Origin of the sequence: Methylobacterium sp. NPDC097929 (assembly GCF_049543375.1) — a bacterium.
In the GTDB taxonomy this organism is placed as follows: Bacteria; Pseudomonadota; Alphaproteobacteria; order Rhizobiales; family Beijerinckiaceae; genus Methylobacterium.
Genome location: NZ_JBMVEP010000006.1, coordinates 21771 through 38143, shown reverse-complemented (window position 1 = coordinate 38143; position 16373 = coordinate 21771). Strand labels below are relative to the sequence as shown.

Genomic DNA, 16373 nt, shown 5'->3' with positions numbered 1-16373 from the left:
CGGGTCTCTTCGCGCTCTTGGGGAGCGGGCGTGAGGGCGGAAAATGCGGAATTACCTTGTATCTGCCCAAATTGCCCCTTAACTGGAGATGAACAAACGGCCTCGTAGACCGGGGTGCCACTGGAAAGAAGGAGGATCGCGATGTCGATCGCACCGTTCCAACGCCTGCCGGGTTCCTCCGAGAATTGGGGAGCCGACACGCTCTCCGTCGAACCCTGGCTCATGCCGATCTCGGATCGCGAAACGCGCGAAGTATCCTCGACGGATGCCCTGGCCAGCGCTGTCCGGCAGGCCTCCCGCCGGTTCTGGATCGCTGCGAACGCGCTGTGTGCTGTGCTCGCCCTGCTGCTCTCCGCGCAGATCGCCACGGATTGGAGAACGCCGGCCTCCCGCCCCGTGGCCGGGCATCAGGTCGCCGACGCGGCGCCGCCGACGCTGCCCGTCGAGCGGGCTTCGCTCCAGCGCTGAGGCCCTCGGGGCCTCAGCACCCTCGATCCCTCCGTCAGACGTCCTGGCGCGCCGGCTCCCGGCGCGCCTTTTCTTTGTCCGCCGTTCCTTCCTCGCTCTCCTGCATCTGCGCTTGGCGCAGGGAGGCAGCCATGGCCTGGAGGCCGCCACGCGGGTCCTCCGGCTGGATCACGCCGGCCGACATCACCAGCTTGGCCGCGTCGTCGACGCTGATGCCGACCTCCACGATCTCGGAGCGCGGCAGGTAGAAGAAGAAGCCCGTCGTCGGATTGGGCGCGCAGGGCAGGAACACGCCGACATAGTCCTTGGCCTCGCCCTCCTTGGCCTGGAGGGCGCCCTGCACCTCGTTCGCCGCGGGGGCGGAGAGGAACACCACCGACCACGTGCCCTTTACCGGGAACTCGACCAGCCCGACGGTGCGGAACGAGGTGCCGTTGGCCGAGAACAAGGTCTCGAAGATCTGGCGCAGGCCCCGGTAGAGGCCGGAGATCACGGGGGTGCGCGCGAGCAGCACCTCGCCGAACTCGACCACCGAGCGGCCGACGAGGTTGGCGGTGAGGAAGCCCAGCATCGTCACCGCGAGGAAGGCGATGACGAGGCCCAGGCCCGGGATCGAGAAGGGCAGGTAGTGGTCCGGCAGGTAGCTCGCCGGCACCAGCGGCTTCACCCAGCCGTCGATGAGGGCGATGAACCACCACGTGATGTAGGCGGTGATCGCGAGCGGCCCCGCGACGATGACGCCGGTGAGGAAGTAGGTCCGCAACCGGCCCCGCGCGCTGACGCGCGTCTTGGACGAGGCGGGTTCCGGCGCGTCCGGAATCGGCGAGAGGGTGGGCGCCACGCATGCACCTCGGGAGGCGAAAAGAGCGGGCGGCCGGTCCACCCCGCCATCCGACCCTCCGGCGCAGAGACGTAGCCGCTGCGACCGGGCGGCTCAAGTGCGGCCGCGTCGATCCGGTCCTCGCGGCAAGGCGCGCGATCGAGGCGGGATGCTTGGGTTGCCGGACCCGAGGCGGAGCGGGACGAGTGGCGCGCGAGGCAACTTGATCGCGAGCGGCGAAGGCTTACCTCGACCGTGCCCCATAAGAGGCGCGGTCAAGGAGGAGATACGATGCACGTCACCATCGAGCAGGCGGAGAAGGCGATCGAGGCCGCCCGTGCCAAGGCGGTCGAGCTGGGTACGCAGATGTGCATCGCCATCGTCGATTCCGGCGGCAACCTGAAGGCCTTCCACCGCATGGACGGTGCCTGGGTCGGCTCCATCGACATCGCCCAGAAGAAGGCCAAGACGGCGGTGTTCTTCGGCATGAAGACGGGTCAGATCGGCAGCCTCTCGCAGCCCGGCGGCTCGCTCTACGGCATCGAGCACTCGAACCAGGGCCTGATCACCTTCCCCGGCGGCATCCCGATCGTGGATGCGGACGGCGAGATGTCGGGCGCCATCGGCGTGAGCGGCTCCTCGGTCGAGAACGACGACGCGGTGGCGCTGGCCGGCGCCAGCGCGATCGGCGACACCGAGCTGCCCGATCACCCCTGGCGGACCTGATTCCGCCTCTTCCCGTGCGGCGACGTGAGGTTGCCGCACGGGAGCCTCGGCATCCTGTCGTGCGATGGCCGCCGGTCGAGAACGCTCGACCGGCCCCCGCTCATTCCACGGTGACGGACTTGGCGAGGTTGCGGGGCTGGTCCACGTCTTTGCCCATGAACACGGCGGTGTGGTAGGCGATGAGCTGGATCGGCACCGCGTAGACGATCGGCGCGATCACCGGGTCCACATCCGGCATCGTTAGCGTCGCCAGCGTCTCCAGACCGGCCGCCGCCGCGCCACGCGCGTCGCCCACGAGGATGATCCGCCCGCCGCGGGCCGCCACTTCCTGCATGTTCGACACCGTCTTCTCGAAGATCGCGTCGTGCGGCGCGATCACGATCACCGGCACGCTCTCGTCGATCAGCGCGATCGGACCGTGCTTGAGTTCGCCCGCCGCGTAGCCCTCCGCGTGGATGTAGCTGATCTCCTTCAGCTTCAAGGCGCCCTCCAGCGCCATCGGATAGCTCGTGCCGCGCCCGAGGTAGAGCACGTCGCGCGCCTTGGCGACTTCGCGGGCGAGCCCCTCGACGTCCCCCTCCATCTTCACCGCCTCCGCCATCAGGCCGGGGGCCGTGATCAGCGCGTCGACGATCGCGCGCTCGCGCTCCGCACTGAGCGCGCCGCGGGCGCGGCCCGCGGCCAGCGCGAGGCAGAGCAGCACCGTGAGCTGGCAGGAGAAGGCCTTGGTGGATGCCACCCCGATCTCGGGGCCGGCGAAGGTCGGCATCACCACGGACGATTCCCGGGCGATGGTCGAGGTCGGCACGTTGACCACCGCCAGCGTGTGCTGGCCCTGTGCCTTGGCGTAGCGCAGCGAGGCCAGCGTGTCGGCGGTCTCGCCCGATTGCGAGATCACCAGCGTCAGGCCGTTCTCCTCCAGCGGCGGCTCGCGATAGCGCGTCTCGGAGGCCACATCGATCTCGACCGGCAGCCGCGCCAGGGTCTCGAACCAGTACTTGGCCACCAGACCCGCGTAGTAGGCGGTGCCGCAGGCGGTGATCGAGAGCCGCGAGAGCCGGGCGAAGTCGAAGGGCAGGGCCTCGGGCAGCACGACGCGGCCGGCCGCCATGTCGACGTAATGGGCCAGCGTGCGGCCCACCACCTCGGGCTGCTCGTGGATCTCCTTGGCCATGAAGTGGCGGTGGTTGCCCTTGTCGACGAGGTAGGCCTGGGTCGCGATCTTCTGGCGCGGGCGGCGCACGGCGGTGCCGGCGCGGTCGCGGATCTCGGCGCCCTCGCGGGTCAGGACCGCCCAGTCGCCCTCTTCGAGATAGGTGATCTCGTCGGTGAACGGCGCCAGCGCCAGCGCGTCCGAGCCGAGATAGGTCTCGCCCCGCCCGAAGCCGATGGCCAGCGGCGCGCCGTGGCGGGCGCCGATCAGGAAGTTCTCCTCGCCCGCAAACAGGAAGGCCAGGGCGAAGGCGCCGTGCAGCCGCGGCAGGGCCGCCTCCACCGCCGCCACGGGGCCGAGGCCCTGGCCCATCAGGTGGCTGACGAGCTGGGCCACGACCTCGGTGTCCGTCTGGCTCTCGAAGCGCACGCCCGTGGCCTCGAGCTCCGCCTTCAGCTCGCGAAAATTCTCGATGATGCCGTTATGGACCACGGCCAGCCGCTCGGTGGCGTGCGGGTGGGCGTTGGTCTCGTTGGGGCGTCCGTGGGTGGCCCAGCGGGTATGGCCGATGCCGATCGCGCCGGGGAGCGGCGACTGGGCGAGCTTGCTCTGGAGGTTCGCGAGCTTGCCTTCCGCCCGGCGCCGGTCGAGCCGGCCCTGCTCCAGCGTGGCGATGCCGGCGGAATCGTAGCCGCGATATTCGAGCCGCCGCAGCGACTCGATCAGCGCGTCCGCGACCGCCTCACGCCCGACGATGCCGACAATTCCGCACATGGCGATCCTCAATCACGTCCGTTCGCCGTAGCCCGTGCCTGCGCCCCGCCACAGGACGCTGGCTCGTGCCCGGCCTGCCGCGTGCAAGGATTGGACGCAAGGGTCGGACCTTGGGCGTGGCGCGAGACCCGGCTTGTAGCGGATCGCGGCGCAACAAAGCCAGAGCCGCGTCGCGCCGGGGCGCGGCGTCGCGGTCCGGGTTCGTCAGTCGCGCTGTTCGTCAGTCGCGCTATTCTTCAGTCACGCTCGTCTTCAGTCACGCTCGGCCTCGCGGGCGGCCTTGGCCGCCTTGAGCGTGGCGCGCAGGGCCTTGGCCGCACCGTCGCGCGTGATCTGCCGGCCCCGCGCCACGGCCAGCGCATCCGCCGGCACGTCGCGGGTGATGACCGAGCCCGCCCCCACCAGCGCGCCCGCACCGATGCTCACCGGCGCCACCAGAGCCGCGTTCGAGCCGATGAAGGCTCCCTCGCCGATGAGCGTGCGGTGCTTCGACACCCCGTCGTAGTTGCAGGTGATGGTGCCCGCCCCGATATTGGCGCCCGCCCCCACCTCGGCATCGCCGAGATAGGTCAGGTGCGAGGCCTTGGCGCCCGCGTGCAGGGTCGCGTTCTTGATCTCGACGAAGTTGCCGAGATGCACGCCGGCCTCCAGCACCGCGCCGCCGCGCAGGCGCACGTGCGGACCGATATCGGCGCCCTGCATCAATCGTGCGTCGTGCAGGTGGGAGAAGGCGCGGATGGTGCAGCCGTCGCCGATCACCACGCCGGGGCCGAAGACGCAGTGGGGCTCGACGATCACGTCGCGGCCGAGCACCGTGTCGACGCTGAGGAAAACCGTCTCGGGGGCGATCAGGGTGGCCCCGCCGAGCTGGGCCGCACGGCGCAGGCGGGCCTGGATCGTGGCCTCGGCCACGCTGAGCTGCACCCGGTCGTTGACGCCTTGCGCCTCCTCCTCCGTGACCGGCACCACCGAGACCGTTTGGCCATCGGCGACGGCGAGCGCCACCGCGTCGGTGAGGTAGTACTCGCGGTTGGCGTTGTCGTTGCCGATGCGCTCCAGAAGGCCGAGCGCCTGGGCGCCCGACAGGGCCATCAGCCCGGCATTGGACAGGCGCACCGCACGCTCGTCCTCGGAGGCGTCCTTCTCCTCGCGGATCGCCAGGACGCGGCCGCCGTCCGTCAGCACTCGCCCGTAGCCCTTGGGGTCGGCGGCCTCGAAAGCCAGCACCGCCACCGCGGCGCCCTCGCGCAAGGGCGCGCGCAGCCGGGCATAGGTCTGCGCGGTGATCAGCGGGGTGTCGCCGAAGGCCACGATCACGTCCTGCCCGCCTTGAAGCGCCGTGCGGGCGGCGAGCACGGCGTGGGCGGTGCCGAGGCGCTCGGCTTGCGGATGGACGCTGGCACCCGGCGCCATGCGCTCGATCTCGCGGGCGACATCGTCGCGGCCGGGCTCGACCACCACGGCCAGCCGTGCGGCGCCGGCCTCCTGCACGGCGGCCAGCACGTGGCCGAGCATGGAGCGGTGGGCGAGTTGGTGCAGCACCTTGGGCCGGTCGGAGCGCATGCGCGTGCCCTTGCCGGCGGCCAGCACGATCGCCGTGAAACCGCCCGCCTCCGCTCCGTTGTTCGTCCCCGTCATCGTGCCCGTGTCCCGCCGCTTCGATCCGTCGTTCGTTTAGCCGATCGGGCAGCGGGCGCGAAGGTGGGGGATGGGAACGGGCAGGAGACCGATCAGGGCGTGTCGAAGCCCGGCCCGACCGAGCGGCCGCTCACCACGGCAGGCAGCGGATCTGCAAAAGGTCCTCCACGCTCGTCCGGACGCCGAAGGCCAGCACCCGCCACGCCGGCATAGTCGCGAGGCCGAGGCCGACGCTCAGCGCGAGCCAGGGCCAGGCACGCTGCAGGCCGCGCGGCCCGGGCCGGGTGCCCGGCCCGCTCATCGCCGCAGCGCGGCCGGAGCGACCACCCTCTGGCTGCGCCTGCGCCACAGGAGCCAGACGCCGGACAGCAGCATGGCGAGCCCCCAGGCCAGGAAGCCGAGATCCCAGAGGAACCAGTGCTCACGGTCCACCCGCTCGTTGACGTGATGCACGCCGAGCCACTGGTGGTCGATCAGCCCCTCCACGAGGTTGAAGCTGCCCCAGCCGACGAGCAGGCTGCCGGCGAGCGTCTGCTTCGACCAGCTCAACGTACGCCCCCGTCCCCGGCGCCAGAGCACGAACAGGCCCAGCACGACGAAGACGTAGGTCGCGCTGTGGAAGATACCGTCCCAGAGGGTGTTGAGTTCGAGGTTCTCGATCGAGGTGATCGGGTACCACGTGCTCAGCATGTGGTGCCATTGCAACACCTGATGCAGCACGATGCCGTCGAAGAAGCCGCCCAGCCCGAGTCCGAACAGCACGCCCGCCGCGACCGGAAAGTCGGCACCCGGCCGTCCCTCCGTCCCCGCCGGTTCGAGCCGACCCTGCCCCTCCCTCATCGACCCGGCCTCACGGAGCCCGATAGGCGGAGCCGTCCTCGGCCCGCGCCGGGGTTTGAACGTAGCGTCCGCCCTCCGGCACGGCGACGCGCTCGAAATCCTGGGCCAGGGCGTCGAGGGCGCGGCGAAGCTCCGGACCCTGCAGGGGACGCCCGTGACCGGTCACGGCGCGCTCCGGCCGCAGCGCGGCGAGGCTTCGCACCGAGCCGCCCGCGGCCGGCCAGTCGAGGGTGAGGTACATCGGCGGCCCGTGCACCTCCGGGGCTTGCGTCACCACGGCGTAGGCCGATTCCTGCGCCGTGGTGACGAAGGCGTCCCCGGCGATCAGGCTGCCGTCGGCTTCGCGCCAGAACGAGACGTGGCCCGGCGAGTGGCCGGGCGTGTGCAGCCAGCGCCAGCCCGGCATGGGCGGCACGGAGCCGTCGGCGGGCAGCGTGTGCAGGCGCGCCGACACGTCGACAGGCTTGGTCGGATAGAGCGGAGCGATGCGCGCCATCAGCCCGCCGCCGACGCTCGGGTCGGGTGCCGGATAGGCCGCCCGCCCGTCGAGGTAGGGGCGTTCGAGCGCGTGGGCGTAGACCGGGGTGTCCCACTCCGCCGCCAGATCCTCCAGCACGCCGACATGGTCGAAATGGCCGTGGGTGAGCACGATGGCGGCCGGGCGGGCGCCCTCGCCGAAGCGGGCGGCGGCGGCCTCGCGGATCGCGCGCTTCGAGCCGGGAATGCCGGCATCGACCAGGGTCCAGTTGCGGTCCCCGGCCCCCGGCGCGCCCAGGAACACTACGTTGGCCAGGACCACGCGCCGGTAGGCGAGGTCGGGCGCGATCTCGTGGGTGCCGTCGTCGCGCGCGGTATCGGCGCGCGGATCGTCGGCGCGGGCTTCGCCGCTGATCGGGATCTGCTGCGCCACGGCCTTCTCCTTGGCAAGGATAGGGGGCCGCCGGCAGGCCTGTCCGGCCGGGCGGCATCGTCACAACGGGGAAGGCAGGCTCGAAAAGCTTTGTTCCTCGGCGGCAGGCACGAAAAATGGGGGGACTTTTCTTCGCTCAAGACCGTCCGAAACTTTGATGGGACGCGGAGGTTTGCGAGGACGTACGCTGCCGGACCCGCCCGGCACTTGTGGATGCCGGACGCCGCCGCTGGGGGACGGCCGGTGCCCCGCCTTTCCCGGTCGAGGCGCTGCGCGGAGCGTGTCACGCGGCGGTCGAGCCCTGCGTTCATGATCGTCGCCCTCCCCTCCTCCGAACCGAGCCCGATGCCGTGAGCGATCCGACCTATCCGCCCCTTGACGTGCTCAAGCCCGTCGCCTTCGGCTTGTGGATCGTGGACAGCGGTCCCATTCGCGCCGCCGGCCTGCCCCTGCCCGTGCGGATGACGGTGGTGCGGCTGGCCGACGGCGGCATCTGGCTCCACTCGCCGACCCGCTACGACGCGGGCCTGCACCGCGCGATCGAGGCACTGGGGCCGATCCGCCACCTCGTCGCGCCCAACGTCGCCCACTGGACCTACCTGAAGGAATGGCAGTGCCACTGCCCGCAGGCGCTCACCTGGGCCGCGCCGAACCTGCGCCGGCGCCGGCAGGTGCAGCGGGCGGGCCTGCGCCTCGACCGGGATCTCTCCGACGCGGCGCCGCCGGAATGGGCCGGCGATCTCACGCAAGTCGTCATGCCCGGCGGCTTCGGCTTCCGGGAAGTCGCCTTCCACCACGCCGCCTCGGCGACGCTGATCCTGACCGACCTCGTGCTCAACCTGGAACCCGGAAAGCTGCCGCTGCCGATGCGGCCGCTCCTGCGGCTGGCCGGTGCGACGGCGCCGGACGGGCGGGCGCCGATCTACCTCCGCCTCGTCGTCTCCCTGCGCAAGCGGGCGGCGGCCCGCGCCGCCGCCGCGCTGGTCGCGCTGGCGCCGGAGCGGGTCGTGTTCAGCCACGGCGCTTGGTTCGACCGGAACGGCACCGCCGAACTGCGCCGCTCCCTGCGCTGGCTCATCGACTGAAGCCGTCTCCAGCCCTTCTCAGGCGTTCTTGCTCAGGCGTTCTTGCGGCCGCGGTGACCGGGATCGACGCCGCCTTCCGGCGTCGTCTCGTTCTCGACATCACCCTCGAAGGTGGAATCACCTTCCAGCTCCGCCGGGTCGACGCCGGTGAGCCCCTTCGACTGCCCGATGCCCGGATTGCCCTTCAGGTCGGCATCGGTCGGCGTGTCGGTCTTGAGATGCTTCGACATGCGGACGTCCTCTCGCGATTCCTTGAGTGGAAGCCCGGGCAACCGGACTCCGCCGCCGGTGTTCCGGGCCGCGATGCCGCGGGCAAGGGTGTCGGGAGGCGCTTCGTCCACAGCACATCACGCCGTCCGCAAGGCTCACCGGCCACCTTCGGGACGCGTCGGAACTCACCGCGCCTGCGGCGCCTCCTCCCGCTGCGCCCGCTTCAGGGCGTCGAGCAGGGCACCCTCGATGAGCAGGGCGGAGCCGTAGTGGAACTCGATATCGAAGGCGTGGCGCGAGTTCATCGAGAGCGAGGCGCTCTGCATGGCGATCAACCGGCCCGCCTCGTCGAACAGCCCCGAGCCCGAGCCGCCGTAGCCGTCGTTGCAATCGTGGCGGGCGCGGCGCGTTCCGCCCTCCGTCGGCGGGTCGATGCGCCGCACGGTGCAGGTCTCCAGGCTGCTGTCGCCCCGGTAGTTCTGGTGGCCTCCGGGAGCGACCAGCGTGACGGGCAGCGAGAGGTCGCCGGTCGCGAGAGCCGGCGGCGTGTCCGGCACGGGCTGGCGCGGGCCCTCGGCGGGCTGTGCGAGGCGCAACAGGGCCCAGTCGTCGGTGATGTGGAGCCGCGTCGCGTCCGCGGCGACGCCGAGATGCAGGCTCTCGCTCACGAAGTCGTAATTGCGTCCGCCGATCTGGAAGTAGCAATCGCCGACCTGCCGCGTGGTTTCGAGCTGCCGGTTGCGGAAGTTGTGCGCGTTCAGCATGACGAGAGAAGGCGTGCCGATCAGCCAAGCGGCCGCCGCCTTCTGCGGCACCCCGTCGGAGCGGCGGCACCAGAGGACGCCCGCCCCCGGGAACCGCGCCCGGTCGCTGCCGGTGAGGTCGCGCCGCCCGTCCTGGGGATAGAGCGCGGCCGTCTCGATCACGATGCCGAGATTGCCTTCCGACCCCGGCGCGGCCCTGGTGGAGAGGTGCGGCGCATCGTCTTCGGCCGTGACCGGTCCCCCGAGGAGGGCGGCGAGCACGAGCGCGCCACCGATTGCCAGAACGCGCCGCCCCTGCGCCATCACCGACAAGCCTCCCGCCTGCGCCGGGCCGCTTGGCCGTGCCCGTTACCGATAGTGGTGCGATGACCTCCCGCGGCGGTCAAGCGACGGCTAAGTGCCTGCGTCGCTACGTCTTCTCACTTTTAGAATTGCCTTATCGTCCCGACAAGAAATGTCCGACCAGCTAAAGACTTCTTCTTCAATCGAAGCCTAGAAATTATAGGCGAAGGGGCGCTAATAAGTCTTTCATAAGACCGCACTGATCTAAGAAACCTCTTAGCTCTATCCTGCGGCACTCCGAAGGACTTTGTGGCGGACCCGGACCTCAGAAAGAACGTCTGAGAGATACCGCGAGGCCGAAAGGCGAGGCGGTTGAGTGAGGAGACGCAGGATGAGCAGGTTTGTGACGTCGGTCTCGGCCCTGGCTATGCTGGCGCTCGCGCCGGCCGCGCTTTCGAGCGCAGCATATGCCAACGACAAGCTCGTTGAGTTGTCGAAGAAAGACGAAAACTGGGTGATGCCCGGTAAGAACTACGACTCGGATAACTACAGCGAGCTGAAGCAGATCAACAAGAGCAACGTGAAGCAGCTTCGGCCGGCTTGGACGTTCTCGACCGGCCTGCTGAACGGCCACGAGGGCGCGCCGCTCGTCGTCGACGGCAAGATGTACATCCACACCTCGTTCCCGAACAACACCTTCGCCCTCGGCCTCGACGATCCGGGCCTGATCCTGTGGCAGGACAAGCCGAAGCAGAACCCGGCCGCCCGCGCCGTCGCCTGCTGCGACCTCGTCAACCGCGGCCTCGCCTACTGGCCCGGCGACGGCAAGACCCCGGCGCTGATCCTCAAGACCCAGCTCGACGGCAACGTCGCCGCGCTCAACGCCGAGACTGGCGAGACGGTGTGGAAGGTTGAGAACTCCGACATCAAGGTCGGCTCGACGCTCACGATCGCCCCCTACGTCGTGAAGGACAAGGTGATCATCGGTTCCTCGGGCGCCGAGCTCGGCGTGCGCGGCTACCTCACCGCCTACGACGTGAAGACCGGCGAGCAGGTGTGGCGCGCCTACGCCACGGGTCCGGACAAGGACCTGCTGCTGGCCTCCGACTTCAACATCAAGAACCCCCATTACGGCCAGAAGAACCTCGGCACCGGCACCTGGGAGGGTGACGCCTGGAAGATCGGCGGCGGCACCAACTGGGGCTGGTACGCCTACGATCCGGGCACCAACCTGATCTACTTCGGCACCGGCAACCCGGCGCCGTGGAACGAGACCATGCGTCCGGGCGACAACAAGTGGACGATGACGATCTTCGGCCGCGACGCCGACACGGGCGAGGCCAAGTTCGGCTACCAGAAGACTCCGCACGACGAGTGGGACTATGCCGGCGTCAACGTCATGATGCTCTCCGAGCAGAAGGACAAGGACGGCAAGGCCCGCAAGCTGCTGACCCACCCGGACCGCAACGGCATCGTCTACACCCTCGACCGCACCGACGGCTCGCTGGTCTCGGCCAACAAGCTCGACGACACGGTCAACGTGTTCAAGTCGGTCGATCTGAAGACCGGCCAGCCGGTGCGCGATCCGGAATACGGCACCCGGATGGACCACCTCGCAAAGGACATCTGCCCCTCGGCGATGGGCTACCACAACCAGGGCCACGACTCGTACGATCCGAAGCGTGAGCTCTTCTTCATGGGCATCAACCACATCTGCATGGATTGGGAGCCCTTCATGCTTCCCTATCGTGCGGGTCAGTTCTTCGTCGGTGCGACGCTGAACATGTATCCGGGCCCGAAGGGCGACCGTCAGAACTACGAAGGTCTCGGCCAGATCAAGGCGTACAACGCGATCACCGGCGACTATAAGTGGGAGAAGATGGAGCGCTTCGCGGTGTGGGGCGGCACCATGGCCACCGCGGGCGACCTCGTCTTCTACGGCACGCTCGACGGCTACCTGAAGGCGCGCGATTCCGACAACGGCGATCTTCTCTGGAAGTTCAAGATCCCGTCCGGCGCCATCGGCTACCCGATGACCTACAGCCACAAGGGCACGCAGTACGTCGCCATCTACTACGGCGTCGGCGGCTGGCCGGGCGTGGGCCTCGTGTTCGACCTCGCCGACCCGACCGCCGGTCTCGGCGCGGTGGGCGCCTTCAAGAAGCTCGCCAACTACACCCAGATGGGTGGCGGCGTGATCGTGTTCTCGCTCGACGGCAAGGGTCCCTACGACGATCCGAACGTCGGCGAGTGGAAGTCGGCCGCCAAGTAAGACGGCAAGTAAGACGACCAGAAACGCTGCCCGACGGCAGTCGCGAACCTCCCCTCCCCCGGCTCGTCCGGGGGAGGGGCAGGGCCGAGGTGGTGCGGGCCGAAGCGGCCCGTGACGGTCCGCGCCACCCGACGTCCCTCTCCGCAGATCCTCTTCCCGTGCCGCCCAGGTCGCGCCGGTGAAACGTCTGCACGGGAGATGCGCCAAGGGCCGGTCTCAGGCCGAAAAAGCCCGCGCCAAGATTTCATAAGAATAAGCCAGAGGAAACGAACCCATGTCGCTCGTGAACGGACGCCGCCGTGCAGCCGCATCGGCCGTCGCTCTGACCGCTCTGGCCAGCCTGTGCGCGCCCGCCCTGGCGCAGCAGCCCAAGGCCGCGGAGGCCGCCAAATCGGAACCTGCCAAATCGGATGCCAAGCCGGATGCCAAGCCGGATTCCGGCACCCTGCGCGTCTGCGCCGCCGAGCAGGCGCCGCTCTCGATGAAGGACGGCACCGGGCTCGAGAACCGCATCGCGACGACGGTGGCCGAGGCCATGGGCCGCAAGGCCCAGTTCGTCTGGATCGGGAAGCCCGCGATCTACCTCGTGCGCGACGGGCTGGAGAAGAAGACCTGCGACGTGGTGGTCGGGCTCGATTCCGACGACCCCCGGGTGCTCGCCAGCAAGCCCTATTACCGCTCCGGCTACGTCTTCCTCACCCGCGCCGACAAGGATCTCGACATCAAGTCCTGGTCCGATCCGCGGCTCAAGGACGTGAGCCACATGGTGGTCGGCTTCGGCACGCCCGGCGAGGCGATGCTCAAGGATATCGGCCGCTACGAGGAGGACATGGCCTACCTCTACTCGCTGGTGAACTTCCGCGCGCCGCGCAACCAGTACACGCAGATCGACCCGGCCCGGATGGTGAGCGAGGTGGCTTCGTCCAAGGCCGAGGTCGGCGTCGCCTTCGCGCCGGACGTCGCCCGCTACGTGCGCGATTCCTCGACCAAGCTGCGCATGACCCCGGTGCCCGACGACACGCAGACCAGCGACGGCCGGAAGATGCCGCAGAGCTTCGACCAGTCGATGGGCGTGCGCAAGGACGACACCGCCCTCAAGGCGGAGATCGACGCGGCGATCGAGCGGGCCAAGCCGAAGATCGAGGCGATCCTGAAGGAGGAGGGCGTGCCCGTGCTGCCCGTCTCGAACTGAGCGTCACCCGCCAAGCGCCCGCCGCACTGCCTTCGCCCCGCGCGGGGACGGGCCGCGACCGGGCGCTCGGCGAGGAAATCCGAGCCGCCGGAAGAACGGCACCGCGATGAGGAACAAGAACAAGACAATGACGAAGCGCACAACGATCGGAACCGCCCTGCTCGGCCTCGTGCTCGCCGGCGTCGCCCTGCCCGCGTTCGCCCAGCCCCAGTCCGGGCCGCAGACGGGCGTCGTGTTCCGCAACACCGTGACCGGCGAGACGCTGGACGTGTCGCAGGGCAAGGAAGGCGGACGCGACACCCCGGCGGTGAAGAAGTTCCTCGAGACCGGAGAGAACCTCTACATCGACGACAAGGCCTGCCTGCGCAACGGCGAGAGCCTGTACGCCACCTCCTGCTCGGGCTGCCACGGCCATCTCGCGGAGGGTAAGCTCGGGCCGGGTCTCAACGACAATTACTGGACCTATCCCTCCAACACGACGGATGTCGGCCTGTTCGCGACCATCTTCGGCGGCGCCAACGGCATGATGGGCCCGCACAACGAGAACCTGACGCCCGACGAGATGCTGCAGACCATCGCCTGGATCCGGCACCTCTACACGGGGCCGAAGCAGGATGCGGTCTGGCTCAACGACGAGCAGAAGAAGGCCTACACGCCCTACAAGCAGGGCGAAGTCATCCCGAAGGACGCCAAGGGCCAGTGCAAGCCGCTGGAGGAGTGATCCTTTCGGGTTTCGGGCCGGCCTCGAACCGGCGCGATCGAGGGGGCGGACCGGGGATCGAGCCGTACGCGGCGACATCCCCGGAAAGAGCAAGCCCCAAGAAGAGCACGTCTCATAAAGTGGAGGAAACCATGAAGGCCACTCTCATCGCCGCCGCTGCCGTCGCGCTTGCCGGGATCGCCGCACCGGCGCTCGCCTATGACGGCACCAAGTGCAAGGCGCCGGGCAATTGCTGGGAGCCGAAGCCCGGCTTCCCCGAGAAGATCGCCGGCTCCAAGTACGATCCCAAGCACGATCCCAAGGAGCTGAACAAGCAGGCCGATTCCATCAAGCAGATGGAAGAGCGCAACAAGAAGCGCGTCGAGAACTTCAAGAAGACCGGCAAGTTCGAGTACGACGTGAGCAAGATCTCGGCCAACTGAGATGATCTGTCCACCCTCCCCCTCTGCGGGGGAGGGTGCCTGCGGAGCAGGCGAGAGAGGGGCCGGTTCAGGTCCTTCCGGAGACGGCGCTCCCCTCTCTCGACACCCCTTCGGGAGCCACCCTCCCCCCGCGGAGGCGGGAGGGAAGGCGTGCCCGTTCGAGGCGACGACATCCCAGAACAAGAAACATCGAAGGCCAACTCGGCGAATGAACACCTTGCCCCCCGGCGACGCCATGCTCACGGACTGGCGGGATGCGGCCGCGCGCTTCGAGCGCGCGATCGGCAAGGCCGTGGTCGGCCAGGACCGTGTGATCCGCCTGCTGACGATCGCGATCTTCGCCCGCGGCCACGTCATGCTCGAAGGCGATGTCGGCGTCGGCAAGACCACGCTCCTGCGCGCGGTCGCCAGGGGCCTCGGCGGCGCCTACGAGCGCGTCGAGGGCACCGTCGACATGATGCCCACCGACCTGATCTACCACACCTATCTCGGCGATGACGGGCGCCCGCGGGTGGAGCCCGGCCCGGTGCTGCGGCGGGCGGAGGACCTCTCGGTCTTCTTCTTCAACGAGATCAACCGCGCCCGGCCCCAGGTCCACGCCCTGCTCCTGCGCATCATGGCCGAGCGCAGCGTCTCCGCCTTCAACCGCGAGGTCCGCTTCCCTAACCTCCAGGTCTTCGCCGACCGCAACCGGGTCGAGCGCGAGGAGACCTTCGAGTTGCCGGCGGCCGCCCGCGACCGTTTCCTCATGGAGATCGGCATGGAGGCGCCCCGCGACGCCAAGGCGCGCCGCGACCTCGTGTTCGATCCCCGCTTCCACGACACCGACCGGCTGACCGAGGAGGTCGAGGCCGGCGTGCTCGATCACGATCGCATCGGCACCATCGCCGGTGCGATCCAGCACGCGATCCGGGCCGAACCGGCGATCGAATCGTACGTCGTCGGCCTGTGGGAGGCGCTGGTGCGCCCCGGCCCCGCCGGCATCCGTCTTCCCGGCATCGACATGGAGCGCCTCGTGCAGGGCGGCGCCTCGCCCCGCGGCGTGGCCTTCCTCGTGCGCGCCGCCCGCGTCCGTGCCTGGCTGGAGGGCCGCGACTGGCTGGTGCCGGAGGACATCCGCGCCGTCTTCCCCGAGGTGATGGCCCACCGCATCTTCCTCGAACCGGTCTACGAGATGCGCCGCGCGCAGATCGTGCCCGACCTGATCCGCGCGGTGTTCGAGACGGTGCCCGCCCCGTGAGCGGCCCTGAGGACGGGGCCGACATCCTCTACTGGCCGCGCTGGCGGCCGGGCGGACACCGCGTCGGCGCCCATCGCGGGCGCGATGCCGGCGGACTCGGCACTTTCCGCGATCAGGTCGCCTTCCTGCGCCTGCCGGATGCGCGCCGGATCGACCTGCGGGCCTCCCTGCGCGACCCGTTCGAGGGCGTGGTGGTGCGCCGGTTCGAGACCCGCACGCCCGTCGAGACCTGGGCGCTCGTCGATCTCTCCGCCTCCATGCGCTTCCAGGGCCGAGCCGACCGGCTCGGGCTGGCGCAGGCCTTCTGCGCGGCGCTCGCCCGCTCGGCCACGCGCATCGGCGACGGCTTCGGCCTGATCGGCTGCGATGCCGCCCTGCGCGAGGCGTTCACGCTTCCCGCGACCCGCCACCGTGCGGCGGCCCAGGCCGCGGTCGCGCGCCTCGGCGAGGCGACCTGCGACGGGCGCGGCGCCGAGGGCCTGCTGGAGGCCGCCCGCCGCCTCGCGGGGCGCCCGAAGCTGGTCTTCCTCGTCTCGGATTTCCGTTGGCCGGAGGCGCTGATCGAGGCGGTCTTCGCCGCGCTCGCCCTGCACGACGTAGCGCCGGTGCTGCTCGCCGACTCGGCCGAGGATGAGGGCCTGCCCGCCTGGGGCCTGGCCGAACTCGACGATCTGGAGGGCGCCGGGCGCCGCCTCGTCTTCCTGCGCCCCTCCTTGCGCCGCCGCTGGATCGCCCGCGAGGCGGAGCGCGTCGAGGCCTTGCGCCGGATCTGCGCGCCCTTCGCCCGCCCGCCCTTCCGGCTCGCCGACCGCTTCGACGCGGACGCGCTGAGCCGCCACCTGATGACGACGTGAGA

16 protein-coding genes are annotated in these 16373 nt (G+C 69.7%); 9 read left to right on the top strand and 7 right to left on the bottom strand.

What is annotated here, in order from left to right; all coding sequences use genetic code 11:
- Positions 1–141 precede the first annotated feature (141 nt).
- Positions 142–468: a hypothetical protein gene (locus ACPCJR_RS15615; protein ID WP_391515679.1), complete on the top strand. Its 327-nt coding sequence runs from the start codon at positions 142–144 to the stop codon at positions 466–468.
- Positions 469–502: 34 nt separating this feature from the next.
- Here ACPCJR_RS15615 and ACPCJR_RS15610 read toward each other — a convergent pair whose 3' ends face one another.
- On the bottom strand, positions 503–1309 hold the full coding sequence (locus ACPCJR_RS15610; RefSeq protein WP_391515681.1) for a DUF502 domain-containing protein: 807 nt from the start codon (positions 1307–1309) through the stop codon (positions 503–505).
- Positions 1310–1579: 270 nt separating this feature from the next.
- Here ACPCJR_RS15610 and ACPCJR_RS15605 point away from each other — a divergent pair, with 270 nt between their 5' ends.
- Positions 1580–2014 (top strand): GlcG/HbpS family heme-binding protein, encoded by a 435-nt coding sequence (locus ACPCJR_RS15605; protein WP_110353564.1) that lies wholly within the window; start codon positions 1580–1582, stop codon positions 2012–2014.
- A 100-nt stretch (positions 2015–2114) separates the two neighbouring features.
- Here the strand turns inward: ACPCJR_RS15605 and glmS are convergent, their stop codons facing one another.
- From glmS to ACPCJR_RS15585, 4 genes are all read right to left on the bottom strand, one after another.
- Positions 2115–3941, bottom strand: a complete 1827-nt coding sequence (glmS, locus tag ACPCJR_RS15600; RefSeq protein ID WP_391515682.1) for a glutamine--fructose-6-phosphate transaminase (isomerizing) — start codon at positions 3939–3941, stop codon at positions 2115–2117.
- Positions 3942–4193: 252 nt separating this feature from the next.
- Entirely contained in the window at positions 4194–5579 is a 1386-nt protein-coding gene (glmU, locus tag ACPCJR_RS15595) for a bifunctional UDP-N-acetylglucosamine diphosphorylase/glucosamine-1-phosphate N-acetyltransferase GlmU (RefSeq protein WP_391515684.1), read from the bottom strand.
- Between the two features lie 297 nt (positions 5580–5876).
- Complete coding sequence (locus ACPCJR_RS15590; RefSeq protein ID WP_391515686.1) at positions 5877–6419, bottom strand: DUF2243 domain-containing protein; 543 nt, start codon at positions 6417–6419, stop codon at positions 5877–5879.
- Positions 6420–6429: 10 nt separating this feature from the next.
- Entirely contained in the window at positions 6430–7329 is a 900-nt protein-coding gene (locus ACPCJR_RS15585; protein ID WP_391515688.1) for an MBL fold metallo-hydrolase, read from the bottom strand.
- A gap of 350 nt (positions 7330–7679) precedes the next feature.
- Here ACPCJR_RS15585 and ACPCJR_RS15580 point away from each other — a divergent pair, with 350 nt between their 5' ends.
- Complete coding sequence (locus ACPCJR_RS15580) at positions 7680–8414, top strand: DUF4336 domain-containing protein (RefSeq protein WP_391515689.1); 735 nt, start codon at positions 7680–7682, stop codon at positions 8412–8414.
- 32 nt (positions 8415–8446) lie between these two features.
- On the opposite strand, the gene ACPCJR_RS15575 is transcribed toward ACPCJR_RS15580, so the two are convergent.
- Both ACPCJR_RS15575 and ACPCJR_RS15570 read right to left on the bottom strand, forming a co-directional pair.
- A complete protein-coding gene (locus tag ACPCJR_RS15575) occupies positions 8447–8644 on the bottom strand; it encodes a hypothetical protein (RefSeq protein ID WP_391515691.1) in 198 nt (65 codons plus the stop codon).
- 165 nt (positions 8645–8809) lie between these two features.
- The gene (locus tag ACPCJR_RS15570) at positions 8810–9691 is read right to left on the bottom strand and encodes a S1 family peptidase (protein WP_391515692.1); all 882 of its coding nucleotides are present in this window, start codon (positions 9689–9691) and stop codon (positions 8810–8812) included.
- 370 nt (positions 9692–10061) lie between these two features.
- Here ACPCJR_RS15570 and ACPCJR_RS15565 point away from each other — a divergent pair, with 370 nt between their 5' ends.
- The 6 genes from ACPCJR_RS15565 to ACPCJR_RS15540 all read left to right on the top strand — a co-directional run bounded on the left by ACPCJR_RS15565 (position 10062) and on the right by ACPCJR_RS15540 (position 16371).
- Positions 10062–11942, top strand: coding sequence for a methanol/ethanol family PQQ-dependent dehydrogenase (locus ACPCJR_RS15565; RefSeq protein ID WP_391515694.1), 1881 nt, complete (start codon positions 10062–10064; stop codon positions 11940–11942).
- Positions 11943–12216: 274 nt separating this feature from the next.
- A complete protein-coding gene (gene moxJ, locus ACPCJR_RS15560; RefSeq protein ID WP_391515696.1) occupies positions 12217–13134 on the top strand; it encodes a methanol oxidation system protein MoxJ in 918 nt (305 codons plus the stop codon).
- Between the two features lie 127 nt (positions 13135–13261).
- Entirely contained in the window at positions 13262–13855 is a 594-nt protein-coding gene (moxG, locus tag ACPCJR_RS15555; protein WP_391515698.1) for a cytochrome c(L), periplasmic, read from the top strand.
- A 131-nt stretch (positions 13856–13986) separates the two neighbouring features.
- Positions 13987–14277, top strand: coding sequence for a methanol dehydrogenase [cytochrome c] subunit (locus ACPCJR_RS15550; protein ID WP_110353573.1), 291 nt, complete (start codon positions 13987–13989; stop codon positions 14275–14277).
- Between the two features lie 208 nt (positions 14278–14485).
- A complete protein-coding gene (locus ACPCJR_RS15545) occupies positions 14486–15517 on the top strand; it encodes an AAA family ATPase (RefSeq protein ID WP_391515701.1) in 1032 nt (343 codons plus the stop codon).
- A complete protein-coding gene (locus tag ACPCJR_RS15540; RefSeq protein WP_391515703.1) occupies positions 15514–16371 on the top strand; it encodes an MxaS protein in 858 nt (285 codons plus the stop codon). The genes ACPCJR_RS15545 and ACPCJR_RS15540 overlap by 4 nt, the downstream gene beginning before the upstream one ends.
- The last annotated feature ends 2 nt before the right edge of the window (positions 16372–16373 follow it).